Origin of the sequence: Streptomyces sp. NEAU-YJ-81 (assembly GCF_017592595.1) — a bacterium.
GTDB lineage: Bacteria > Actinomycetota > Actinomycetes > Streptomycetales > Streptomycetaceae > Streptomyces > Streptomyces hygroscopicus_B.
Genome location: NZ_JAGFNO010000021.1, coordinates 146,605 through 168,433 on the forward strand (window position 1 = coordinate 146,605; position 21,829 = coordinate 168,433).

General features: G+C 71.2%; 23 protein-coding genes. 16 read left to right on the plus strand and 7 right to left on the minus strand.

The annotated features are described in order from the left end of the window. Positions 1-25 precede the first annotated feature (25 nt). Complete coding sequence (locus tag J5X86_RS33845; protein WP_208520507.1) at positions 26-907, plus strand: SDR family oxidoreductase; 882 nt, start codon at positions 26-28, stop codon at positions 905-907. Positions 908-993: 86 nt separating this feature from the next. Here the strand turns inward: J5X86_RS33845 and J5X86_RS33850 are convergent, their stop codons facing one another. Together J5X86_RS33850 and J5X86_RS33855 are read right to left on the minus strand one after the other, a co-directional pair. Further along, on the minus strand, positions 994-1,584 hold the full coding sequence (locus J5X86_RS33850; RefSeq protein WP_208520508.1) for a TetR/AcrR family transcriptional regulator: 591 nt from the start codon (positions 1,582-1,584) through the stop codon (positions 994-996). A gap of 74 nt (positions 1,585-1,658) precedes the next feature. Beyond that, positions 1,659-1,931 carry a hypothetical protein gene (locus J5X86_RS33855; protein ID WP_208520509.1) on the minus strand — a complete coding sequence of 91 codons (273 nt, stop codon included), beginning with the start codon at positions 1,929-1,931 and terminating at the stop codon, positions 1,659-1,661. Positions 1,932-1,983: 52 nt separating this feature from the next. On the opposite strand from J5X86_RS33855, the gene J5X86_RS52590 reads away from it, so the two are divergent. Beyond that, a complete protein-coding gene (locus tag J5X86_RS52590; protein WP_208520510.1) occupies positions 1,984-2,271 on the plus strand; it encodes a hypothetical protein in 288 nt (95 codons plus the stop codon). After that, positions 2,264-2,782: an SRPBCC domain-containing protein gene (locus J5X86_RS33865; protein ID WP_208520511.1), complete on the plus strand. Its 519-nt coding sequence runs from the start codon at positions 2,264-2,266 to the stop codon at positions 2,780-2,782. The genes J5X86_RS52590 and J5X86_RS33865 overlap by 8 nt, the downstream gene beginning before the upstream one ends. Positions 2,783-2,871: 89 nt before the next feature. On the opposite strand, the gene J5X86_RS33870 is transcribed toward J5X86_RS33865, so the two are convergent. Then, on the minus strand, positions 2,872-3,372 hold the full coding sequence (locus J5X86_RS33870; protein ID WP_208520512.1) for an SRPBCC domain-containing protein: 501 nt from the start codon (positions 3,370-3,372) through the stop codon (positions 2,872-2,874). Between the two features lie 120 nt (positions 3,373-3,492). Beyond that, positions 3,493-4,425 carry an NAD(P)-dependent oxidoreductase gene (locus J5X86_RS33875; protein ID WP_208520513.1) on the minus strand — a complete coding sequence of 311 codons (933 nt, stop codon included), beginning with the start codon at positions 4,423-4,425 and terminating at the stop codon, positions 3,493-3,495. A gap of 327 nt (positions 4,426-4,752) precedes the next feature. Here J5X86_RS33875 and J5X86_RS33880 point away from each other — a divergent pair, with 327 nt between their 5' ends. The 12 genes from J5X86_RS33880 (at position 4,753) to J5X86_RS33935 (ending at position 18,308) form a co-directional block, all read left to right on the plus strand. Next, positions 4,753-6,882 (plus strand): glycoside hydrolase family 27 protein, encoded by a 2,130-nt coding sequence (locus J5X86_RS33880; protein ID WP_208520514.1) that lies wholly within the window; start codon positions 4,753-4,755, stop codon positions 6,880-6,882. 117 nt (positions 6,883-6,999) lie between these two features. Next, positions 7,000-8,289 (plus strand): ABC transporter substrate-binding protein, encoded by a 1,290-nt coding sequence (locus tag J5X86_RS33885; protein ID WP_208520515.1) that lies wholly within the window; start codon positions 7,000-7,002, stop codon positions 8,287-8,289. Between the two features lies 1 nt (position 8,290). Next, complete coding sequence (locus J5X86_RS33890; protein WP_208520516.1) at positions 8,291-9,226, plus strand: carbohydrate ABC transporter permease; 936 nt, start codon at positions 8,291-8,293, stop codon at positions 9,224-9,226. Then, a complete protein-coding gene (locus tag J5X86_RS33895; RefSeq protein ID WP_078644353.1) occupies positions 9,226-10,074 on the plus strand; it encodes a carbohydrate ABC transporter permease in 849 nt (282 codons plus the stop codon). The genes J5X86_RS33890 and J5X86_RS33895 overlap by 1 nt, the downstream gene beginning before the upstream one ends. Then, complete coding sequence (locus J5X86_RS33900) at positions 10,071-12,161, plus strand: alpha-galactosidase (RefSeq protein ID WP_208520517.1); 2,091 nt, start codon at positions 10,071-10,073, stop codon at positions 12,159-12,161. The genes J5X86_RS33895 and J5X86_RS33900 overlap by 4 nt, the downstream gene beginning before the upstream one ends. A 60-nt stretch (positions 12,162-12,221) precedes the next feature. After that, positions 12,222-12,992 carry an SDR family NAD(P)-dependent oxidoreductase gene (locus J5X86_RS33905; protein ID WP_208520518.1) on the plus strand — a complete coding sequence of 257 codons (771 nt, stop codon included), beginning with the start codon at positions 12,222-12,224 and terminating at the stop codon, positions 12,990-12,992. A 37-nt stretch (positions 12,993-13,029) separates the two neighbouring features. Then, positions 13,030-13,770, plus strand: a complete 741-nt coding sequence (locus J5X86_RS33910; protein WP_208520519.1) for a FadR/GntR family transcriptional regulator — start codon at positions 13,030-13,032, stop codon at positions 13,768-13,770. Next, the gene (gene dgoD, locus J5X86_RS33915; RefSeq protein WP_208520520.1) at positions 13,767-14,912 is read left to right on the plus strand and encodes a galactonate dehydratase; all 1,146 of its coding nucleotides are present in this window, start codon (positions 13,767-13,769) and stop codon (positions 14,910-14,912) included. The genes J5X86_RS33910 and dgoD overlap by 4 nt, the downstream gene beginning before the upstream one ends. Further along, positions 14,909-15,727 carry a hypothetical protein gene (locus J5X86_RS33920; protein ID WP_208520521.1) on the plus strand — a complete coding sequence of 273 codons (819 nt, stop codon included), beginning with the start codon at positions 14,909-14,911 and terminating at the stop codon, positions 15,725-15,727. The genes dgoD and J5X86_RS33920 overlap by 4 nt, the downstream gene beginning before the upstream one ends. Positions 15,728-15,757: 30 nt before the next feature. Continuing rightward, positions 15,758-16,390, plus strand: a complete 633-nt coding sequence (locus tag J5X86_RS33925) for a bifunctional 4-hydroxy-2-oxoglutarate aldolase/2-dehydro-3-deoxy-phosphogluconate aldolase (RefSeq protein WP_208520522.1) — start codon at positions 15,758-15,760, stop codon at positions 16,388-16,390. Then, the gene (locus J5X86_RS33930; protein ID WP_208520523.1) at positions 16,387-17,286 is read left to right on the plus strand and encodes an SMP-30/gluconolactonase/LRE family protein; all 900 of its coding nucleotides are present in this window, start codon (positions 16,387-16,389) and stop codon (positions 17,284-17,286) included. Before J5X86_RS33925 ends, J5X86_RS33930 begins: the two co-directional genes overlap by 4 nt. Further along, a complete protein-coding gene (locus J5X86_RS33935) occupies positions 17,283-18,308 on the plus strand; it encodes a sugar kinase (RefSeq protein ID WP_208520524.1) in 1,026 nt (341 codons plus the stop codon). The genes J5X86_RS33930 and J5X86_RS33935 overlap by 4 nt, the downstream gene beginning before the upstream one ends. A gap of 127 nt (positions 18,309-18,435) precedes the next feature. On the opposite strand, the gene J5X86_RS33940 is transcribed toward J5X86_RS33935, so the two are convergent. Together J5X86_RS33940 and J5X86_RS33945 are read right to left on the minus strand one after the other, a co-directional pair. Next, positions 18,436-19,620 (minus strand): RNA-guided endonuclease TnpB family protein, encoded by a 1,185-nt coding sequence (locus J5X86_RS33940; protein ID WP_208520525.1) that lies wholly within the window; start codon positions 19,618-19,620, stop codon positions 18,436-18,438. A 25-nt stretch (positions 19,621-19,645) separates the two neighbouring features. Beyond that, complete coding sequence (locus tag J5X86_RS33945; protein ID WP_208520526.1) at positions 19,646-20,023, minus strand: hypothetical protein; 378 nt, start codon at positions 20,021-20,023, stop codon at positions 19,646-19,648. A 305-nt stretch (positions 20,024-20,328) separates the two neighbouring features. On the opposite strand from J5X86_RS33945, the gene J5X86_RS33950 reads away from it, so the two are divergent. Further along, positions 20,329-20,823, plus strand: coding sequence for an ATP-binding protein (locus J5X86_RS33950; RefSeq protein ID WP_208520527.1), 495 nt, complete (start codon positions 20,329-20,331; stop codon positions 20,821-20,823). Here J5X86_RS33950 and argF read toward each other — a convergent pair. Then, positions 20,810-21,814, minus strand: a complete 1,005-nt coding sequence (argF, locus tag J5X86_RS33955; protein WP_208520528.1) for an ornithine carbamoyltransferase — start codon at positions 21,812-21,814, stop codon at positions 20,810-20,812. The genes J5X86_RS33950 and argF overlap by 14 nt on opposite strands. Positions 21,815-21,829 lie beyond the last annotated feature (15 nt).

Sequence of the window (21,829 nt, forward strand, 5' to 3'; positions counted from 1 at the left end):
TCCCATCACTCGCGGGAGAATTTCCATGCGCGTCTTTGTCACCGGCGGCACCGGCCTGATCGGGTCCGCCGTCATCGCCGAGCTGCTCGGCAGCGGCCACACCGTCCTCGCGCTCGCCCGCTCCGACGCGTCCGCACTGGCCGCCGAGGCGGCCGGCGCCGAGCCGCTCCGAGGAGCTCTCGCCGATCTGGACATCCTTCGCACCGGCGCCGCGCAGGCCGACGGGGTGATCCACCTCGCCTTCGCCAACGACTTCAGCAGCCCCGACGCCCTCGCGAAGGCGGTCGCCGAGGAAAGCGCCGCTATCGCGACCCTCGGCGAGGAGCTCGTCGGCAGCGACCGCCCCTTCGTCACCGTCTCGGGTACGCCCCATGCGCCGGGCCGCGCCTCCACCGAGGCCGACCCCCTCATGACCGATGGGCCGGTCGGCGGCCGCGGCCGCGCGGTCACGGCGGCCCTCGGCCTGGCCTCGCGCGGGGTCCGGAGCACGGCCGTACGCCTGCCGCGCACGGTTCACAACCAGGGCACGGGCGGGTTCGCCGGTCTGCTGACCGACATCGCACGCCGGACCGGAATATCCGGCTACCCAGGAGACGGCGCACAGCGCTGGCCGGCCGTGCACGCACTCGACACGGCGGTCCTCTTCCGGCTCGCCCTGGAGCAGGCACCGGCCGGCAGCTCCTGGCACGCCGTGGCCGACGAGGGAGACACCGTGCGTGATATCGCCGCGGTCATCGGCCGACGGCTGGGCCTGCCGGTCGAGTCGGTGTCATCGGAGACCTACGCCCCCCTCGGCCCGATCTTCGCGACCGACCAGCCCTCGTCCAGCATCCACACCCGACAGGCGCTCGGCTGGGAGCCGAAGCACCCGTCCCTCCTGGAGGACCTGGAGAACATCCAGCCCTGACCGGCGGCCGGCAAGACCGGCCGGGCCCGCTGCCGGCGCCCGCGTCGGCAGCGGAAGACCCCCTCCGGACCCTGGTGACCCGGCCTCTACCGTCGGCATCCGTCGAGCAGCAGCCGAATGGTGAGGCGCGCGTCGTACTTCGGATCAACCCTCTCTCCGCCCGCGCAGATGTCGCCGATCGCGCGGATCAACTGGTACGGGGAGATGTCGGCCGTGACCTCGCCCGCGTCCCGGGCGGCGCTGAGGATATCGGCGAGAGCCGGCACGAGGCGCTCGATGAACAGCGCGTGCAGGGCGGTGAAGCCGTCGGGATCGTTGCGCATGGCGGCGGCGAGCCCGTGCTTGGTCGCCAGGAAGTCCACGAAGAGTTCCACCCATTGACGCAGCGCGGCGAACGGTGACGTCGCCGTCGCAAGCAGGGTGGGCCCGGCTTCGGCACAGGTGTCGACCTGGTGCCGATACACGGCCACGACGAGGTCCGCGCGCGTGGGGAAGTGGCGGTAGATCGTGCCCATGCCGACGCCCGCCGCGGCGGCGATCCGGCGCACCGGCGCGTCCACTCCGTCCGTGACGAACACCGACGCCGCGGCATCGAGCAGAGCCCTCTCGTTCCGCCGGGCGTCCGCGCGCTTGGCGGAGCTCGGGGTGGTCGACAACGGCTTGTCGCCTTCACTCACGGGGCGCTCCTGTCCTACGACCGCGCTTGCCAAGCGGAACGCCGCCGCTCCATATATTCGGAACGTCGCTCCGCTTAACCGCGTATCCGGTGGCTCATGTCGTCGGACCTGCGCCGGCGACGCATGTATTCCCCCATGGACACGGCGCGCATCGCAACCGAAAGGCAGCTCCACATGCCCGCACCCGACTCGGCCGCCCCGCGCACCGTTCCCGCATCGACCACTGCGATCAGCCCACATTCCTCGATTCGCTGACCCTCGGCATCACTCCCGCCGACCCGCGGTACCCCGACATCTGGCGCATCCGGGTCCAGGACGTCGAGCGCGTACTCGACGAACTCGACCACATCGTCGCCGCGGCCCCTGGCCGGACACTCCTGGGGCGGACGGACCGTCAGCATGCTGCTCGGCGCACGCGTTGTCGGCGCGGACGGGCAGCCCGGCCCCGACAAGACCGACACTCGGGTGAAAGCGGGCGTACTGCTCGCTGCGACAGGCATCGGCGGCGACACCTTGAAGCCGTTCGCCGGCCGTCCGGGTCGAATGGGTGCCATCAACCCCGTAAGGGCGAGTCATAACAAATACGAAGGTCAAAGCCCGGGCGATAGAGGAATCAATCCACAGTCCCACCAGTTGACATTCCTTGAATCTCCAGAACGCCTGAGAAGGAGAACCATCGGTGTATGACAAGGTGAATTGGCCCGAGCGATACGACCCGAAGACGTCAGCCATCTACGCGCTCAACGACATCGACGTGAAGGCGCCACCTGAGGTGGTATGGAAGCTGCTCGTCGACGCCGAGAACTGGTCGAGCTACTTTCCTCCCGAGGACCAGGTAAAAATCCTTGGCGGCGAGCCGGAACTGGCGCTCGGAACCCAGTACAGCCGGGTGACGGTTGGGTTTCCCATGAGTCTGAGGGTGACGGAGCACGAGCCCTTCAGCAGGCTCTCTTGGGAGACGTTCGTCGACGGCGACGAAACCGGTTCAAGTGCGTACCACGGCTGGGTCATCACGCCCACGGACGACGGTTGTCACGTGCTGAGCGAGGAAACACAGCAGGGCCCCTTCTTCCTCGAGGAGCTCGGGCGCAAGAATCCCGGTGCGCTCTACCGTTATCACCAGGACTGGGTCGAACTCCTCGCCCGCGCCGCGGAGGCGGAGGCGGAAGCGGCGAAGCCTGCGAATCGACTCGCATAACTGCATGGACAGGGGCGAGGCCCAACACCGCTACGCCGGCGACATCGTCGCCGGCGTAGCGGTGTTGGGCCTCGGTATTGAGATGTTGATCAGGAACGTACGGCGGCGTATCCAGGATCGGTCGCGACCTCGGCAAGCGCCGCAAGAAGCTGCTCGTGGGTGCGCCAATAGACGTCGGGTGCCGGCTTCGCCATTTCGATCCAGTGCGGGCCCTGCATCGTCTCTTCCGTCCAGAGATGGCACCCCTTGGGAGTGGGTGTGATGATCCAGGCATGATGGGCCTTGGATTCTTCCGAGACCTTGGGGTAGCCACCCCAGGCGATGCGCGACACAGGCTCAAACTCCTGTACGGACGCGAAGACATCCTGTCCGGCCAGGTTGGTTTCGAACCGTGTGCCAAGGCGCAGCGACTCGTGGCCGTCAAGCAACCGGACATGCTCGACGCCCGGGTAGAAGCTGGGCCAAGCCTTGGGATCCACGAGCAGGGACCAAATCCTTTCAGGAGAGGCTTCGACCTCGAGCTCGTTGGTGAAGTGAATCGGTGAGCGGCTGGGAACCATGGCCTCGGGCCAATTGACAGCTTCGAACATATCGCACTCCAAATAACCGGCTTCCGTTCGCCGGATCAGCTGTATCGAAAATTCAGGCGCGCTGTGGCCAGTGCGGGAAAGCGTGTTGTCGGCCCGCGACGGGCGCCATGTGTGGCAGTTTCACGCGCCGTCGGCGGCCACCGAGTTCCTGACGGCGTCCAGACCGGTGGCATGGGAAACCATGGGCTGGTAATCGAGTTCGGCCACGGCCTTGTCCGTCCGCAGAGTGCACGGCTGCCCGAGGAACCACCGGGCGGGAACGGGCACCTCGTGGGCGGCGGTCTCGGCGTCCAGGTCGGGGATCGGCGTATCGACGCCATAGATCCCGAACAACGTCTCCATGAACTCGCGCAGGATGACCCGGTGCTGGTCGGTGACGAAGTACGCCTGGCCCGGCCGGCCGCGCAGCCATCCGAGGATGAGTCCCTCGACGGCGTTGTCGACAAAGGTGACGTCGGTCGTGTGCCGGCCTCCGTCGATCCAGGCGAACTGTCCCGCCCTCGCCGCGGCTACCAGGCCCTCGATGAGGATGCTGCCGGGGCCCCAGACGAACCGGGGGCGGATCGACACCGTGGCGAAGCCGGGGGCGTTCGCGTCGAGCACGATCTTCTCGGCAGCGGCCTTTGTCGCGCAGTAGGCGGCTTGCGAGTCCGGTCGCAGCGGCGCGGTTTCATCGACGTCAACGAGCGGGTCACCGGCCAGGAGGGCCGCCTCGCTCCCGCAGTGGACGAACCGAGGAACCTGCGCGTGGCGGGCCGCATCGACGGCTGCCCGGGTGCCGCGGACCGATACATGTTCATGACGCGGACGGTCAGCGGTGACATCCGTCTCGGCAGCGAGATGGAACACCACGTCGCTGTCCGTCACCTGGTCCCGCCACGTGGCCGGGTCGGTCAACTCACCGCGTACAGGCTCCGCGCCCAGCGCGGACACCTTCGCGGCCGACGCCTCGCTTCTGACCAGAACACGGACCGTGTGCCCCTCGTCGAGGAGCCGGCGTACCAGCACCTGGCCGATGAACCCCGAACCGCCCGTGATGAACGCCTGTGCCATGAGCCTCTCCTTCGCCTCGTGCGAGCCTCCTCGCTCGCCTTGGGCGAGAAGGTCTCGTGGGTTGCAGCGATCAGGGCCCTCAAGGTCTTCCCTCAACAGCATTTATGTTTTGAAGGCTTGCGATAAAAGCTGTGGATGGCTTCACTTCGGGCGCGGCAGCCGCTCCTAGAGGGCCGACGCTCCCCGGAGAGCTGTTTGAATAAATTAGGAATAATTCTTGACAGGGTTTCGGTCGCGGGCCACAGTCATCGCCGTGACGCCGTCGACGCCCGTCCGAGGGCGGCCGCGTCATGTCTCCTCCTGCTTCCCAACCCTCCGGAGAGGCACGTGACTTCACACCCGCCCGCGCACAGACCCCGCCACCGAACGCTCACCCGCGGCGCCGTCGCGACCGCGATCGCCCTGGTCCTGGCCACGACCGCGGCCCCCATGGCCATGGCCGCCCCCGCCGTGGACCAGGGGGCGCCCGACTACTACGACAGCGGGCTTGCCCCGACGCCCTATATGGGGTGGAACACCTACTACGGACTGGGGGCGCCCACCGAGAAGGAGGTGCGCGCGGTCGCCGACCGGCTCGTCAGCAGCGGGCTGCGCAACAGCGGATACGACATCGTGTGGCTGGACGGCGGCTGGCAGGCCGATGACCCCCGGGACGCACAGGGGCGGTTGGCGCCCCACCCGGACCGGTTCCCCTCCGGCATCCCGGCCCTCGTCTCCTACCTGCATCAACGCGGTCTGCGGGCCGGGATCTACACCGACGCGGGCACCTACGACGGTGGCAAGAGCTGCGGCCTCGGCAGCCGTGGCCACTACACCGAGGACGCACGGCAGTTCGCCCACTGGAAGGTCGACGCGATCAAGGTCGACTTCCTGTGCGGCATCGGCGAGAAGCTCGACCCGGGCCCGGCGTTCAAGGAGTTCAGCGACGCGGTCGCGAAGTCCGGACGCCGGATGCTGCTGAACCTGTGCAACCCGCTCACCGACGACTGGGGCCTGCCGCACACCCCCGAGCAGGACGCGCACAACACCTACGCCTACGGCCCGACGACCGGGGACTCCTGGCGCACCGGTACCGATATCGCCTGGGGCACTCCGAGCCCCGGCCAGTGGCCCAATGTGCTGCGCAACATGGACGCCAACGCCTGGCACCCCGAGGCCCAGGGGCCCGGCCACTACAACGACCCGGACTATCTGATCCCGATGCGCCGCATGACCGACGGGTCGTACGAGCTGACGGAGGAGGAGTCCACCACGCAGTTCGTGATGTGGGCCGAGATGGGTTCGCCGCTCGTGCTGGGCTCCGACCCGCGCGCCCTGTCCGATTCGATGCTCCGGACGCTGCGCAACCCGGAGATCATCGCGGTCGACCAGGACCCGCTGGCCGTCCAGGGCGTGCGGGTGGCCACCGACTCCGTCGGCGATGTCTACAGCAAGGTCCTCTCGGGTCACGGCCGGCGTGCGGTCGTCCTGCTCAACCGCTCGGACCAGCCCGTCGAGCGCACCGTGAACTTCGCCGATGTGGCACTGGGCGGCGCGGTCGCGGTCCGTGACCTGCGGGCGCGTGCCGACCGTGGGACGCACACCGGCTCGTACACCGTCGAGGTACCCGCGCATGGCACCGCGTTCCTCAGGCTCACCGGTGAGGACGCCCTCCCCGGTACCGACCTGGGCGCGAAGGCCACGGCGAGCCCGGCCGTCGTACGTGACGGCGAGGCGCTGACCACGTACTTCCGGGGGCCGGGCGGATCGCTCGTCCAGCAGGCGGATGGCAGGACGCGGGACCTCGGCGGCCCGGCGCACGGGAAGATCCTCGGCCAGCCCGCCGCGTACGCCTCGGCGGGCGGGCGGATCGACGTCTTCGTGCGGGGTGCCGACTCCCGGGCGTACCGGCGGGTGTTCTCGCACGGGCGCTGGGGCGCCTGGCAGGACCTCGGCGGGAAGCTGACCGACGCGCCCTCCGTCGCCTTCACCGATGCCACCCACTGGACGCTGTTCGCGCGCGGCGCCGACGGGCGGATCACGCAGCGGGGGCCGTCGTCCGGCTGGTCGTCGCTCGGCGCGCCGGGCGACCGGCCGACGTACGGCAGGCCGTCGGCCGTCGTGGACGCGCAGGGCCGCGTTCAGCTGGCCGTGCGCACCGCCGCCGACGACGTGTGGACGCGGTCGCGGGACACCTCCGGGCAGTGGTCGGCGTGGAGTTCGCTCGGCGGGACCGTCAGCGGCAGCCCGACGCTGGTCGCCGTCGGCGACGCGGTGGTGCTGTTCGCCCGGGGCGGCGACTACACGCTCTGGCTGCAGCGGTACGAGAACGGCGCCTGGCAGGGGTGGGACAAGCGGCAGGAGTTCCCCAGCGCCGCGTTCGACGGTGCGCTCGGGGCGGTCGCGGGCCAGGACGGTGTGATCGACGCCGTGTACCGCGGGATCGACGGTTCGGTGCACCGAACCCAATTCAAATAAATTAGGTATTAATCTTGACGTGGTGCGAGCGCCACGCGAATCTGGATCCGCCGCGAGCGGGGGCCCGGCGGGCAGCAAGCAGCCGGGCCCGCCGAGTGGATCCACAAGGAGCACTCCATGACGAACCAACACCCCAGCCGTCGACTGCTTCTCGCCGGCCTCGGCGCCGCCGGGACCACAGCACTGCTCAGCGGCTGTGTCACCGCCAGTTCATCCGGCAAGGGCTCCTCCGGGGGCGGCGCGGCGACCCTCCAGTCCAACCTGTCCGCCCCGCAGGCGAAGGCGGCCATGGAGGACCTCGTCGCCGCATACGCCAAGCAGGGCTCCGGGCGCGCGAGCCTCAACACGGTCGCCGCGGAGACCTTCCGCACCCAGCTTCCGACGTATCTGACCTCGGCCAATCCGCCGGATGTGCTCACCTGGTACCCCGGCTCGGTGGCGGAGGCCTACGCGAAGAAAAACCTGCTGCTCGACCTCAGCGACGTGTGGGCCTCGCCCGATCTCAAGCGCTACTCCAAGGCGCTGAACAAGCTGTGCACCGCGGCCTCCGGCAAGAAGGTCTTCGTCCCCACCACCTACTACTGGTGGGGCATGTTCTACCGGAAGTCCAACTTCGCCAAGTGGGGCGTGAGCGAGCCGAAGAGCTGGGACGACTTCCTCGACCTGTGCGACAAGCTCAAGGCCAAGGGCGTCGCCCCGATCGGCCTGGGCGCGGGCGGCAACACCACCTGGGTGGCGTCCGCCTGGTTCGACTACCTGAACATACGGATCAACGGCGCCCCCTACCACCGCGAGCTCCTCGCCGGGAAGCACCGCTTCGACGACCCCGAGGTGCACAAGGTCTTCGACCGCTGGCAGGAGGTGCTGCCGTACTTCGACCCCAACGGCACCGCCGTGGCCTTCCAGGACGCCACGACCGCCCTGCTCAACGGCCGCAGCGGCATGATGCTCATCGGCACCTTCTTCGCCGACGCGGTGCCGAAGAACGCCCTCGACGACATCGACTTCTTCCGCTTCCCGGTCATCGACCCCAAGGTCCCGCTCGCCGAGGAGGCGCCCACCGACGGATACTTCGCCAGCGCCCGCACCGGGCGCCGGGACGAGGTCTTCGACCTGCTGCGCTATCTCGCCACGGCCGAGGCGCAGGAGATCTACATCAAGGGCTCCTCGGGCACCGCCCTGCCCTGCCACCCCGACGCGAAGGACGCCGGGACGCCGCTGGTGAAGAAGGGCCGCAAGCACATCGAGGAGGCCGCGGAGATCACCCAGTTCTTCAATCGCGACTCCAGCGACGCCCTCCAGCCCGCGACGGACACCGCGCTGACCAAGTTCATCGCCAAGCCGAAGAGCGTCGGATCGATCCTCACCAACTGGCAGCGCGACGCCGAGAAGATCTGGCGGGCCTGACGTGGCCGTCCTCACCGCCCCCGAACGCACCTCCCCGGCCCCGCCGCCGCCCCGCGGCAGGCGGGCCCGGGGCCCTCGGCGCACACCCCCGCTGGTGCTCGCCTTCCTCCTCGTCCCGCTGCTCGCCGAGGCCGTATGGGTCTTCTGGCCCGCGCTCCAGGGCTTCTACCTCGCCCTGACCAACTGGGACGGCGTCTCGGCGCCCGAGTTCGTGGGCCTCGGCAACTTCCGCGAGATGGCCCACGACGAGGTCTTCCGCACCGCCGCCGTCGACACCGTGCTGTGGCTGGTGCTGTTCGGCGGGCTGTCCGCACTCCTCGGCCTCGGCGCGGCCCTCCTCCTCCAGCAGGAGCGCCGCGGCGTCGGTTTCTACCGCGCCGCCCTGTTCCTGCCGGTCGTGTTCTCCCTGGTCGCCACCGCCCTCGTCTGGCAGGCCATCTACCAGCCCGACGGCGTCCTGAACCAGCTCCTGGAATCAGTCGGCCTCGACAGCCTGCGCCACGCCTGGCTCGCCGACCAGGACACCGCCCTGTACGCGGTGATCGTGCCCGCGCTGTGGCGCCAGGTCGGCTATGTGATGGTGCTGTACCTCGCCGGACTCAAGGGCATCGACCCGGCCCTGTACGAGGCGGCCAAGGTCGACGGCGCCGGGCCCTGGCAGCGCCTCCGCTATGTGACGCTGCCACAGTTGCGCGGCGTCAACGCCGTCGTCCTGTCCGTGATCATCATCGACTCGCTGCGCTCCTTCGACGTCGTGTGGTCGCTGACCCGGGGCGGTCCCTACCACTCGTCCGAACTGCTGAGCACCTACATGTACTCCACCGCTTTCCAGTCCCTGCGGCTGGGATACGGCTCCGCGCTGGCGGTCGTCATCTTCGTCCTGGCCTTCGGCGTCATCGCCTCCTACCTCGTGCGTGCCTTCCGGGAGGCCGACTGATGTCCGCCACCTCCACCGCCGTGCGCCGCAAGCGCGCCGCGACCGCCGGATTCCACCTGGGCGCCGGTGCGCTGGCCGTCCTGTGGCTGCTGCCCATCGCCCTGGTCCTGGTGACCAGCCTGCGCTCCTTCGACGACATCGCCGTCCACGGCCTGGGCAGTTGGCCCCGCTCCTTCACCCTCGACAACTTCCGTCAGGCCTGGGTCGACGGCGGGCAGCAGCGCGCCCTGATCAACAGCCTGGTCGTCACCATTCCGTGTGTGCTGGTGACGCTGACCCTGGCCGCCATGGCCGCGTTCGCCCTCAGCCGCTACGAGGTGCCCTTCCGCCGCTCCCTGTTGCTGCTCATGCTCGGCGGCAACCTGCTCCCGCCGCAGATCCTGCTCATCCCCGTCTCCAAGCTGAGCGAGCTGATGGGCGTCTACGACACGCTCCCCGCGCTCATCGGGGTGCAGATCGGCTTCGGCGTCGGCTTCTACGTCTTCGTCCTGCACGGGTTCATGCGGTCGATCCCGGTCGAGATCCAGCAGGCCGCCGTCATCGACGGCGCCGGTCCCTGGCAGATCTTCTGGCGGATCATCCTGCCGCTCACCCGCCCGGCGCTCGCCGCGCTCAGCGCGCTGTCCTTCACCTGGATCTTCAACGACCTGCTGTGGGCGATCACCGTGCTGCGCAGCGACAGCAAGATGCCCATCACCGGCGCCCTGATCGGGCTGCAGGGCCAGTTCGTGTCGATGTGGAACGTGATCGCGGCCGGGTCCGTCATCGCCGCGGCGCCCACCGTGGCCGTCTTCCTCCGCTTCCAGCGCCACTTCGTGGCCGGGCTCAACCTCGGGGCGGTGAAATGACGTCGTACCAGCGCTGGACCCTGCGCACCGAGCACACCGGCTACACCGTCCGCCTCTCCCCCGACGGCCCGTGGGCCGAGCTCGACGCGTGGGGGCCGCCCGGCGTCGAAACCGGCCCGTCCGCGCTGGACTGGTCGAGGCGCACCCACTTCATCACGCCCGCCGATGCCGCGCCCGCCGAGTATCTGCCGTACGGGCTGCGGCCGTTCACCGGGGCCGACCTGGTGGCGGGGCGCCCGGGTGCGGAGCGGGGAGTGTGGTGGGAGTTCGAGGGCGCCGAGGAAGGGCCGGGGACCCTGCGGCTCACCTTCACCGACGGCCTGCTCGGCCTGCGTACGGTGCTGTGCTACGCCACGGTGCCCGGCACCGACGTCATCCACCGCTGGACCGAGCTCACCTGCACGGGCGACGAGGAGCTGCGGCTGGAGCGGTTCGACTCGGCCGCCGTGAACGTCCCCGTCACCGCCGGTGCCCGGCTGACGTACCTCGCCGGCCAGTGGTCGCAGGAATTCCAGCGCACCCAACTCACCCTGACCAGGGGCGCGTTCACCATGGGCAGCAGCCAGGGCGTGCCCGGACACGCCTACGCGCCCTGGCTCGCGGTCCAGGACGCCGCGGACCCCGGGGACCCTCCCGCCTATGGCGTGGCGCTGGAGTGGCCCGGAAACTGGCACATCACCGCGGAGGCCGAGCCGGGCGGCGCGGTGCGCGTACGCGCCGGCCGCGTACCGCACGAGGGCCTGGTGCGCCTGGCGCCCGGCGACACCCTCACCACACCGCGCCTCGCCTGCGCCTTCAGCGCCGAAGGGCTCGACGGGCTGTCCCGCGTCTGGCACCGCTACGAGCGCCATCTGACCGGCGAGCGCCTGCACCGCCCCCGCAAGGTCCTCTACAACTCCTGGGAGGCCACCACCTTCGACGTCGACGCGGCGGCGCAGCTCGAACTGGCGAAGACGGCCGCGGACATCGGGGCCGAGCTGTTCGTCGTGGACGACGGATGGTTCACCGGCCGTGCCGACGACACCGGTGGGCTGGGCGACTGGTATCCGGACCCGGCGGCCTTTCCGTCCGGCTTCGACAAGTTCGTGGCCGACGTACGCGCGCTGGGCCTGGACTTCGGCCTGTGGATCGAGCCGGAGGCCGTCAGCCCCGGCAGCAGGCTGCACGCCGACCACCCCGACTGGGTGTACCGGATCGACGGCCGCCCCACCCGCCTGGTGCGCAACCAGCTCCTGCTCGACCTGGGCCGGACCGACGTCCAGGACTTCGTCATCGCCACCCTCGACCGGCTGCTGACCGCCCATGACATCAGCTACCTCAAATGGGACATGAACCGGCCGCCGACCGAGCGCGGCCGCCCCGGCGCCGGTCCCGCAGACCGTCTCGACCTGGACGCCCAGCACGTCGCCGGATATCTGCGTGTCCTGGACCATCTGCGCACCGCCCACCCCCGGGTCACCGTCGAGGGGTGCGCGGGCGGCGGCGGGCGTATCGACCACGCGACCCTCGCCCGCACCGACGTGGTCTGGCCCAGCGACAACACCGCGCCCCTGGACCGGCTGGCCGTCCAGTACGGCTTCCTGCACGCCCATGCCCCGCATGTGATGAGCTCGTGGGTCACCGACGCCCCCGGTGTCTTCGACCCCCGTCCGCGCAGCCTCGCCTTCCGCTTCGTGGCCGCCATGTGCGGAGTCCTCGGTATCGGCGCCGACCTGCGGCAGTGGGACGCCGGGCAGCGCGCCGAGGCCGCCGGCTGGATCGCCCGCTACAAGGAGGTGCGCGATGTCGTCCACCTCGGCGAGGCCCGGCTCCTGGGCAGCCCGCTGGACGCCACCTGCGGCGTCCAGTACGACGGCCCGGACGCGCGTACCGTCGTCGCGGCGCTCAGCACCGGCCGCCTGGACGGATCCCCGCTCGTCCCGGGGCGTCCGGCCCGGCTCCGGCTGCGCGGCCTCGACCCGGCCGCCCGCTACCGGGACGCCGCGTCGGCGACCACGTACAGCGGCGCCCATCTGCTCCACTACGGGCTGCCGTTCACGTGGAGCGCCGACCACGACGCGGAACTGGTGGTGCTGACACGGCAGTAGACCGCCGACCGGCCCATGTCCGCCCCCGCCCGCAGTACAGCGAAGGAGCCCGAACCCCCGATGGAACAGTCCCGCCGGGACGGTGACCGCTTCACCGCCCGCACCGCCGTGGTCACCGGAGCCGCCTCCGGCATCGGTGCCGCCACCGCCGAACGCCTCGCCCAGGAGGGCGCCGCCGTCGTGCTCGCCGACATCTCCGAGGAGCGCGGCAGGGCGGTCGCCACGCGGATCGGCGAGGACGGCGGCCGCGCCCGCTTCGTGGCCGCCGACGTCTCCACGGAGGAGGACTGGGAGCGGATCGTGGCCGCCGCCCGCGACTTCGGCCCCGTCGACCTGCTCGTCAGCAATGCCTACACCGTCGACGTCACCCCCGCCCACGAAATGTCCCTGGGCTCCTGGCAGCGGCAGCTCTCCGTCAACCTCACCGGTGCCTTCCTGGGATTCAAGACCGTCCTGGACGATCTGCGCGCCCGCCGCGGAGCCGTCGTCCTGACCTCGTCCGTCCACGCCCACAAGGGCATCCCCGGCCACCCCGCCTACGCGGCCTCCAAGGGGGCGCTGCTGTCGCTGTGCGGACAGCTCGCCGTCGAGTACGGGCCCGAGGTGCGGGTCAACGCCGTCCTGCCCGGCCCGATCCTGACGGCGGCCTGGGACCGGGTGTCCCCCGAGGACCGCGCACGCAGCGTCGCCGAAACCGCGGCCGGCCGTTTCGGCACCCCGGAGGAGGTGGCCGCGGCCATCGCCTTCCTGGGCTCCCATGAGGCCGCCTACATCACCGGTGCGAGTCTTGTCGTGGACGGCGGCTGGAGCGTCGTCAAGTCCTCCGCATGACCACCGCGATCAGCTCGCAGCAGAAAGGCACTACGACATGACGCCCTACGCCCGTCGCGGCGTGCACGGCCAGACCGTGGAGGCCCTCGCCCGCCGCATCCTGGGCGGCGAGATCCCCGAAGGAGCCACCCTGGACCTGGTCGCCCTGCAGAGCGAACTGGACGTCAGCCTCACCGCCCTGCGCGAGTCGCTGAAGGTACTGGCCGCCAAGGGGATGGTCGACGCGCGTCAGAAGCGCGGCACCTTCGTACGGAACCGCTCGGACTGGAATCTGCTCGACGCCGATGTGCTGCGCTGGCAGTTCCACAGCGACCGCACCACCGACGCCGACCGCGCGCTGCTGCGCAACCTCGCCGAGGTGCGCTCCATCATCGAACCGGCAGCCGTACGCCTGGCCGCCGAGCGGCGCACCGACGCCGACCTCGCCGCCCTGGACGCCGCCGTGGACGCGATGGGAGCGGGCGGCTCGGACGCCGCCCACGCGGTGGAGGCCGACCTCGCCTTCCACCGGGCCCTGCTCGCCGCCACCCACAACGAACTCCTCGAACGCATGGAGATGGTGATCGAGTCGGGCCTCGCCCACCGCGACCGCATCGTGCACAGCTCCCCCCACAGCCAGGACCCCGTACCCGCCCACCGCGCCGTCCTGGCCGCCGTGCGCGCCCAGGACCCGCACGCCGCCGAGGCCGCCATGCGGGCTCTGCTCGACCAGGCAGGCCGCGACCTGGACCGGGTCGGCGGCTCCGACAACGACATGGAAAGGCCCTCTGGCCAGTGAAGATCACCCGTATCGAGACCTTCGCCGTGCCGCCGCGCTGGCTGTTCTGCCGCGTCGAGACCGACGACGGCATGGTCGGCTGGGGCGAGCCCGTCGTCGAGGGGCGCGCCGAGGTGGTACGCGCCGCCGTCGGCGTCCTCGCCGAATACCTGATCGGCAAGGATCCGCTGCGCATCCAGGACCACTGGCAGGTGCTCACCAAGGGCGGCTTCTACCGCGGCGGACCCGTGCTCTCCAGCGCCGTCGCCGGACTCGACCAGGCCCTGTGGGACATCGCCGGCAAGACCTACGGCGCCCCTGTGCACGCCCTGCTGGGCGGTCCCGTGCGCGACCGGGTCCGGGTGTACGCCTGGGTCGGCGGCGACGAGCCCGCCGAGCTGTCCGAGCAGATCACCGCGCAGGTCGAGGCGGGCTTCACGGCGGTGAAGATGAACGGCGCCGGGGCGACCTCTCCGGTGGCCACCGCGGCCGAGACCGCCGCGGTCGTCGACCGGGTGGCCGCGGCCCGCGAGGTCCTCGGCCCGGACCGCGATGTGGCCGTCGACTTCCACGGACGCTTCACCGCCGCCAGCTCCCGCCGCGTCCTGGCCGAACTGGCCGCCCTCCACCCGCTGTTCGTGGAGGAACCCGTCGTCCCCGAGCACAGCCATCTGCTCCCCGGCCTGGTCGCCTCGACCCCGGTGCCCCTGGCCACCGGTGAACGGCTCTACGGGCGCACGGAGTTCCTGCCCGTCCTCGCCGCCGGTATCGCCGTCGCGCAGCCCGATCTGTCCCACGCGGGCGGCATCTCCGAGGTGCACCGCATCGCCTCGCTCGCCGAGACCTACGGCGCCCAGCTCGCCCCGCACTGCCCGCTGGGCCCCATCGCGCTGGCGGCCAGCCTCCAGGTCGCGTTCGCGACACCGAACTTCCTGATCCAGGAGCAGAGCCGCGGCATCCACTACAACAAGGACGCCGATCTGCTGTCCTACCTCGTCGACACCGAGCCGTTCCGCTTCGTGGACGGCCATGCGCCCCGCGGCGACGCGCCCGGCCTCGGCATCACCATCGACGAGGCGGCCGTACGCGCGGCCGACCGCACCGGTCACACCTGGCGCAACCCGGTCTGGCGGCACCCCGACGGCTCCTTCGCGGAGTGGTGACGACGGTGCTGGAGATCGTCACCGACCCCGCGCACGGCGGCCGCTGGACCTCGCTGCGCGCCGGGGATCGCGAATGGCTGTGGCGCGGCACGGCGGCCGGACGGGACCAGGTGTCGCCCGGGGACGCCTTCGTGGACGCGGGCGGCCTGGAGGAGTGCGTCCCCACCGTCCGCGGCGCCCCCGACCACGGCGACGCCTGGTCACGTCCCTGGAGGCGCGAGGGGGACACGGACACCGTCCAGTGCGACCGGTTCGCGCTGCGGCGCACCATCCGCGGTACGGCCGACGGCGCGGAGGCCGACTACGTCCTGCACGCCGACCCGGGCTTCCCCTTCGTCTGGGCGGCCCACGCGCTGCTCGATCTGTCCCCGCGGGCGTCCCTGCGCCTGCGCGACGGGGCGCGCACCCGGCTCTTCCCGGAGGCCGCACCGCTGCTGGACCGGCCCTGGCCACATGGGGCGCCGTGGGTGGAGGGTGACTGGCCCGCACCCCTCGGCCTGCCCCTGGGCCGGTTCGGACCGGACGACGGCACCGCGGTCGGCGCGGTCGTGGACGCCCCGCGCGCCTGCGTCCACGACGGCACGAGCCGCCTGGCCTTCGCGCTCGAGGCCGACGGGCAGCCGCTGTCCATCGCCGTATGGCGCAACCTCGGCGGTTTCCCCGCCGAACACCCCTACCGCAGCACAGGAGTCGAGCCGATGCTCGGCCGTGTCTTCGACCTCGCCGACGCGGGTCCCGGCGACGCCGCGCGCGTGCCCGCTTCGGGCGAGGTGCGCTGGCGGCTCACGCTCGGCGCGGCCTGCCGCTGCCCCTGAATCCGCCCGTTTCTACGAGGAGTTCCCCCTGTGGACCTGCGAGCCGCCCTGGCCGCCCATCGGCTGGTCGCCGTCGTGCGCGGCGACGACCCCGAGGCCGCGCTGCGCACCGTACTGGCCCTGGCCGACGAGGGCATCGAGCTGATCGAGGTGTCGCTGTCCGGCACGGACGCCCTGACCGTCATCGAGCGGGCCCGCGAGGCCCTCGGCCCCGACCGTCCCCTCGGCGCGGGCACCGTGCTCACCGCCGACGACGCCCACGCCGTCCACCGGGCGGGCGCCGACTTCGCCGTCACCCCCGGCCTGGGTGCGGGGATCTCCACCGCACGTGAACTGGGCCTCCCGGTCCTGGCGGGGGTCATGACCCCGACCGAGATCATCGCCGCACGGGCGCTCGGCGCCGAGGCGCTGAAGATCTTCCCGGCCGCGCAGGCGGGCGGCCCCGGCTATCTCAAGGCCCTGCGGGGGCCGTTCCCGCACGAGCCGTTCGTACCGGTCGGCGGTGTGGACGAAGCCGCGGCCCGCGCCTACCTGGCCGCCGGGGCGACCGCGGTCGGCATCGGCTCGCCGCTCGTCGGCGACGCCGCCGACGGCGGCAGTACGGCCGCCCTGCGCGAACGCGCCCGCGCCTTCCGTACCGCCGTCCAGGAGGCCACAGCGTGACCGAGGATCCGCGCCCGACCCGCCCCGACCGCCTCGAGCTGGGCGAGGGCATCCGCTGGACCGGCGAAGCCCTCGTACTCGTCGACATCCTCGAGGGCCGTCTGCTGACGGTCCCTCAGGATCCCGCGTCGCCCCTGCGGACGCTGGCCGAGCTGCCCGTCCCCCTGGGCGCGGTGGCCCCCGTGGCGGACCGGCCCGGCACCTGGATCGCCGCCGCAGGCACCGGGATCTGCCTGCTCGGCCCCGACTGCGCCACCACCTGGCTGGCGCGGCCCGAGGCGGATGCCCGCCCCGCCCGGCGCATGAACGACGGCACCGCCGACCCGTCCGGCAGGTTCTGGGCGGGCAGCATGGCCTACGACGCCGACGAGGACGCCGGCTCCCTCTACCGGGTGGACCACGACGGCACGGTCACCCGGGTCCTCGACGGCATCACCGTGCCGAACGGGCCCGCGTTCACGGCCGACGGACGCGCCATGTACCTGGCCGACAGCGCCCGGGGCGTCGTCCGGCGCTACACCGTCGACCCGGCGACGGGCGGCCTCGGCACACCGACGACCTTCGTCACGGTGGACGGCGGCAGCCCCGACGGCATGGCCGTCGACGACGAGGGTGGTGTGTGGATCGCCGTCTGGGGCACCGGGACGGTGCGCCGGTACCGGCCGGACGGCGAACTCGACCGCACGCTGCGGCTGCCCGCCGCCCAGCCCGCCGGAGTCTGCCTCCAGGGCGACGTCCTGCACATCACCACGGCCCGGGTCGGCCTCACCCGGCCGGGCCCCGACGACGGTGCCCTGTTCGCGGTCCGGGTCGAGGTGCCGGGCCCTCCGGCGGCCGTCTATCGCCCGCACCCCGGTGCCGGACCCGAGCCGACACCGGCACAGGCGCGCGCATGACGGCCCCATGGCCCCCGGCGGCCGGACCGGTGGTCTGCGTCGGCGAGACGATGGCCGCGCTGGCCCCCGAACCGCCCGACTCCGTGGAAACCGGCGAGAGTCTGCGGCTGTCCGTGGCGGGCGCGGAGTCCAACGTGGCGATGTACCTCGCGGACCTGGGCCTTGCCGCCGTATGGCTCTCGGCCCTCGGCGACGACCCGTTCGGGCGGCGGGTGCGTGCCGCCGTCGCCGCGGCGGGCGTCGACGTCTCGGGCGTACCGTCCGACCCGGACCGGCCGACGGGCCTGCTCGTGAAGGACCCGGGGCCCACGGGCACCCGCGTCCACTACTACCGGCGCGGTTCGGCGGCCTCGGCGCTGGGGCCCGGCATCCTGGACGATCCGCGACTCGGGTCGGCGGCGCTCCTCCACCTCACGGGCGTGACCCCCGCGCTCTCCCCGTCCTGCGCCGCCCTGGTGGAACGGGCGCTCGCCACCCCCGCGCCCGACCGCCCGTACGCCATCAGCTTCGACGTCAACCACCGCCCTGCGCTGTGGCCGGACGGCACGGCCGCCACGGTCCTCCGCGACCTGGCCGACCGCGCCGACATCGTCTTCGTCGGCCTCGACGAGGCGCAGCACCTGTGGGGCGCGGACCTCGACGCGGGCGGCGTCCGCACGCTGCTGCCGCATCCGCGCCTGCTCGTCGTCAAGGACGGCGGACGGTCGGCGACCGCCTTCGGCGACGGGTCACAGGTCACGGTGGAGGCCCTGCGCACGGAGGTGGTGGAGCCGGTCGGCGCGGGGGACGCCTTCGCCGCCGGTTTCCTGACGGGGCTGTTGCGCGACGGGGACCTGACCTCGGCACTGCGACTCGGCCACATCACGGCCGCGTCCGCGCTCAAGGTGATCGGAGACCACGGCCCGCTGCCGGAATCCGGGACGGTCGAGCGGCTGATCGGGCTCACGGAACGGGCATGGGCGGAGCAGAACACCCCCGAGCGCGCGGGGCATACGCCGTCCCCACCGCCGCTCACCGGTTGACCAGAGGCCGGAACGCGGACCGCACATCGGATGTGGCGGCGCTGACGTACCTGTTCGACGCCGGGCCCGGGCCGGCCGCCGCCGGAGTAGTACGTGTTGACTTCCTCCCCCTCCTGAAGGGGGATTGCTACGGCTCGCGCCGTAGAGGTTCCTGTTTCATCGCCGACCGCCCGCCCGGAGAACTCCGTTGAGGTCTTACACCGGCTCCACAGGCCGATACCGCCAGCCCGGCGGCCAGAATGTTCCGCGCCGCGTTCACGTCGCGGTCGTGGGTGACACCGCAGCCGCAGGTCCAGGTGCGGACGCTGAGCGGCATCTTGTCCTGCAGGGTTCCGCAGTGCGAGCACAGCTTGGAGGAGGGGAACCAGCGGTCGACCGCGATCACCTCGCGGCCGTACCACTGGGCCTTGTACTCCAGCATCGTGCGGAATTCCGACCAGGCCGCGTCCGAGATGGCGCGGGCCAGCCTGCCGTTCTTCAGCAGGTTCCGAACGGTGAGATCCTCGATCACGATCGTTTGGTTGTCACGAACGAGCCGAGTAGTGATCTTGTGCAACGTGTCGCGCCGCCGGTCGGCGATCCGGGCGTGAACGCGGGCGACCTTCCGGCGGGCCTTGGTCCGGTTGGCTCCGTCGCCCTTGGCCTTACGGGCCAGTTCCCGCTGCGCCTTGGCCAGCCGCGCGCGGTCGTGCCGCTCGTGGCGGGGGTTGGTGATCTTTTCCCCGGTCGACAGGGTCAGCAGGTGATCCAGCCCGGCGTCCACACCGACCGCCGCGCCCGTGGTGGGAAGTGGCTTCACACCGGGGTCCTCGCACAGCAGAGACACGAACCAGCGTCCGGCCGCGTCCTGGGAGACGGTCACCGTGGACGGTGCGGCCCCGTCTGGGAGGGGGCGGGACCACACGATGGCCAGCGGCTCGGTCATCTTGGCCAGGGTCAGCTTCCCGTCCTGGAACCGGAACGCGCTGGTGGTGTACTCCGCCGACTTGCGGGACTTCTTGCGCGATTTCAACCGCGGGTACCGGGCCCGTTTGGCGAAGAAGTGGGTGAACGCCGTCTGGAGGTGGCGCAGGGCCTGTTGCAGCGGGACGGAGGAAACGTCGTTCAGGTAGGCGAGTTCCCCGGTCTTCTTCCACTGGGTGAGCATGGCCGAGGTGGCGTTGTAGTTCACCCTCTCCTGTCGCAGCGCCCACGCCTGGGTGCGTGCTGCCAGGGCCAGGTTGTAGACCTTCCGCACGCACCCGAACGTGCGCGACAGCTCGGCCGCCTGCGCATCGGTCGGATAGAAACGGTACTTGAACGCCCGTTTCACGCACGTGGTCCCCGCGTCTCACATGCTAGCGCCTCAGCTTGTGACTTACTGCGGGTAGTTGGGAGTGGACGCCGGTCGCCCTGACGGCGAACCGGCTTTCCTTGCCCTGCTCCGCAGGAGCCCGATTCCTCCCCACCCTGAAGGACGGGGTTTCCTCGGGGGAGATCAGATGACCGCCGGGCAGCTGCTGCCGCCGATCTGGAGGGTGCGGTGGGCCACGAGCTTGCCGGTGCGCAGCCAGGGGGACGAGCACGACGGCGACTGCGAGGACGGCGAGCCCGCGCCGCAGCAGCAGATAGCCGACGCCGAGCAGGGAGGCGTTGCCGAGGGCGACAGCCAGCGGGTCGTGCGGCCGGGGCGCGGGCGGCGCGGGCTCCGGCACGGCGAGGGTCGATTCATCCATCCTGATCTCTTCCCGTCACGGCGTGGGTGCGCAGGGCGCTCCATGGTTCACCCCGGCCCGTGGGACCCCTCCCGAGGAGATCAGCGCGGAAGGCTCATGGGGCAGGGAATGCCGACGCCCCCGGGAAGAAAGCAGGGAGGTGAGATCAGGTGTTTTCTTCGGAAACATCCGATATGGAGCAAACGCCCCTACCAGGCCCTAGGTCCCGCCAAGAGTGGTCCACGGCCCCTTCCGGCACTATCGTCCGCTTCATACCGTCAAGGGCCGCGGTATTCCGTTTCACGCCGACCGACTGGACCCCTTCCGTGCCCGATCCCTCCCACGCCGCCACCTGGCGCTTCGCCCTGCCGCATACGACGGCTGCCGTACCGCTGGCGCGCGCGCTGATCCGGAACACCCTGGCCGACATCGGGGCGCCCGTGGACGGCGACACGGCGGAGCTACTGACGGCCGAGTTGGTGGCCAACGCGGTGCGGCACACGGACGGCGACGAGCCGATAGAGCTGGTGGTGGAGCTGGTGCCGACCGGGGGCTGGCAGGTCGAGGTGCACGACCAGGACCCGAACCCGCCCGGCGGGCTGGACTCGCTGGGGCGCCCCGAAGGACCCAAGAGACCCGACAGCCTCGCCGAGGGCGGACGCGGGCTGCTGCTGATCCGGACCCTCAGCGCGGACGCGGGCTACCGGCCGACCCCCTACGGCAAGGCCGTCTGGTTCATCCTTCCGCCCACGGGAGGCCCGGCGGAAGGCCCCACGGAAGGCCCGGCGGAGCCCGCCGCGGAAGGCCCTACGGAGCGCTGAGGGTCGCGACCAGCACCGCCTTGATCGTGTGCATCCGGTTCTCCGCCTCGTCGAAGACGACGGAGTGCTCGGACTCGAAGACCTCGTCGGTGACCTCCAGCTCGGTCAGCCCGTGCCGCTCGTGGATCTCCCGGCCGACGTCGGTGCCCAGGTCGTGGAAGGCCGGCAGGCAGTGCAGGAACTTCACGGCGTCGTTGCCCGTCGCGCGCAGCACGTCCATCGTCACCGCGTACGGCCCGAGCAGCGCTATCCGCTCGTCCCACACCTCCTTGGGCTCGCCCATGGACACCCACACATCGGTGGCGACGAAGTCGGCGCCGCGCACGCCCTCCTCGACGTTCTCGGTGAGCGAGATCCGGGCGCCGGTGGACGTGGCGAGCTGGCGCGCCAGCTCCACGATGGTGTTGTCGGGCCACAGCAGGCTGGGCGCGACGATGCGGACGTCCATGCCCAACAGGGCGCCGGTGACGAGGTAGGAGTTGCCCATGTTGTACCGGGCGTCGCCGAGGTAGGCGTAGGCGACCTGGTCCAGCGGCTTGTCGCTGTGCTCGGTCATGGTCAGCACGTCGGCGAGCATCTGCGTGGGGTGCCACTCGTCGGTGAGACCGTTGTAGACGGGCACCCCGGCGTGCGCGGCGAGCTCCTCGACGACGCCCTGGCCGTGGCCCCGGTACTCGATCGCGTCGTACATCCGGCCGAGCACCCGCGCCGTGTCCTTGACCGACTCCTTGTGACCGATCTGCGAGCCGACCGGATCGAGGTAGGTCGTGGAGGCGCCCTGGTCGGCGGCCGCGACCTCGAAGGCGCAGCGGGTGCGGGTGGAGGTCTTCTCGAAGACCAGGGCGATGTTCTTGCCCCGCAGCCGCCGCTCCTCGGTGCCCGCGAGCTTGGCCGCCTTCAGCTCGGCGGCGAGCTCGATCAGGCGACGGAACTCGTCGGCGGTGAAGTCCAGCTCCTTGAGGAAGTGGCGGCCGGTGAGGTCAATCGCCATAAGGGTGGCTCCTAG

Excerpts from the sequence above, each read along its gene's own strand:
- J5X86_RS33845 (WP_208520507.1), top strand. The coding sequence starts at position 26 with ATGCGCGTCTTTGTCACCGGCGGCACCGGCCTGATCGGGTCCGCCGTC.
- J5X86_RS33935 (WP_208520524.1), top strand. The coding sequence starts at position 17,283 with ATGACGGCCCCATGGCCCCCGGCGGCCGGACCGGTGGTCTGCGTCGGC.
- J5X86_RS33900 (WP_208520517.1), top strand. The coding sequence starts at position 10,071 with ATGACGTCGTACCAGCGCTGGACCCTGCGCACCGAGCACACCGGCTAC.
- J5X86_RS33945 (WP_208520526.1), bottom strand. The coding sequence starts at position 20,023 with ATGGATGAATCGACCCTCGCCGTGCCGGAGCCCGCGCCGCCCGCGCCC.
- J5X86_RS33905 (WP_208520518.1), top strand. The coding sequence starts at position 12,222 with ATGGAACAGTCCCGCCGGGACGGTGACCGCTTCACCGCCCGCACCGCC.
- J5X86_RS33885 (WP_208520515.1), top strand. The coding sequence starts at position 7,000 with ATGACGAACCAACACCCCAGCCGTCGACTGCTTCTCGCCGGCCTCGGC.
- argF (WP_208520528.1), bottom strand. The coding sequence starts at position 21,814 with ATGGCGATTGACCTCACCGGCCGCCACTTCCTCAAGGAGCTGGACTTC.
- J5X86_RS33895 (WP_078644353.1), top strand. The coding sequence starts at position 9,226 with ATGTCCGCCACCTCCACCGCCGTGCGCCGCAAGCGCGCCGCGACCGCC.
- J5X86_RS33910 (WP_208520519.1), top strand. The coding sequence starts at position 13,030 with ATGACGCCCTACGCCCGTCGCGGCGTGCACGGCCAGACCGTGGAGGCC.
- J5X86_RS33870 (WP_208520512.1), bottom strand. The coding sequence starts at position 3,372 with ATGTTCGAAGCTGTCAATTGGCCCGAGGCCATGGTTCCCAGCCGCTCA.
- J5X86_RS33875 (WP_208520513.1), bottom strand. The coding sequence starts at position 4,425 with ATGGCACAGGCGTTCATCACGGGCGGTTCGGGGTTCATCGGCCAGGTG.
- J5X86_RS52590 (WP_208520510.1), top strand. The coding sequence starts at position 1,984 with ATGCTGCTCGGCGCACGCGTTGTCGGCGCGGACGGGCAGCCCGGCCCC.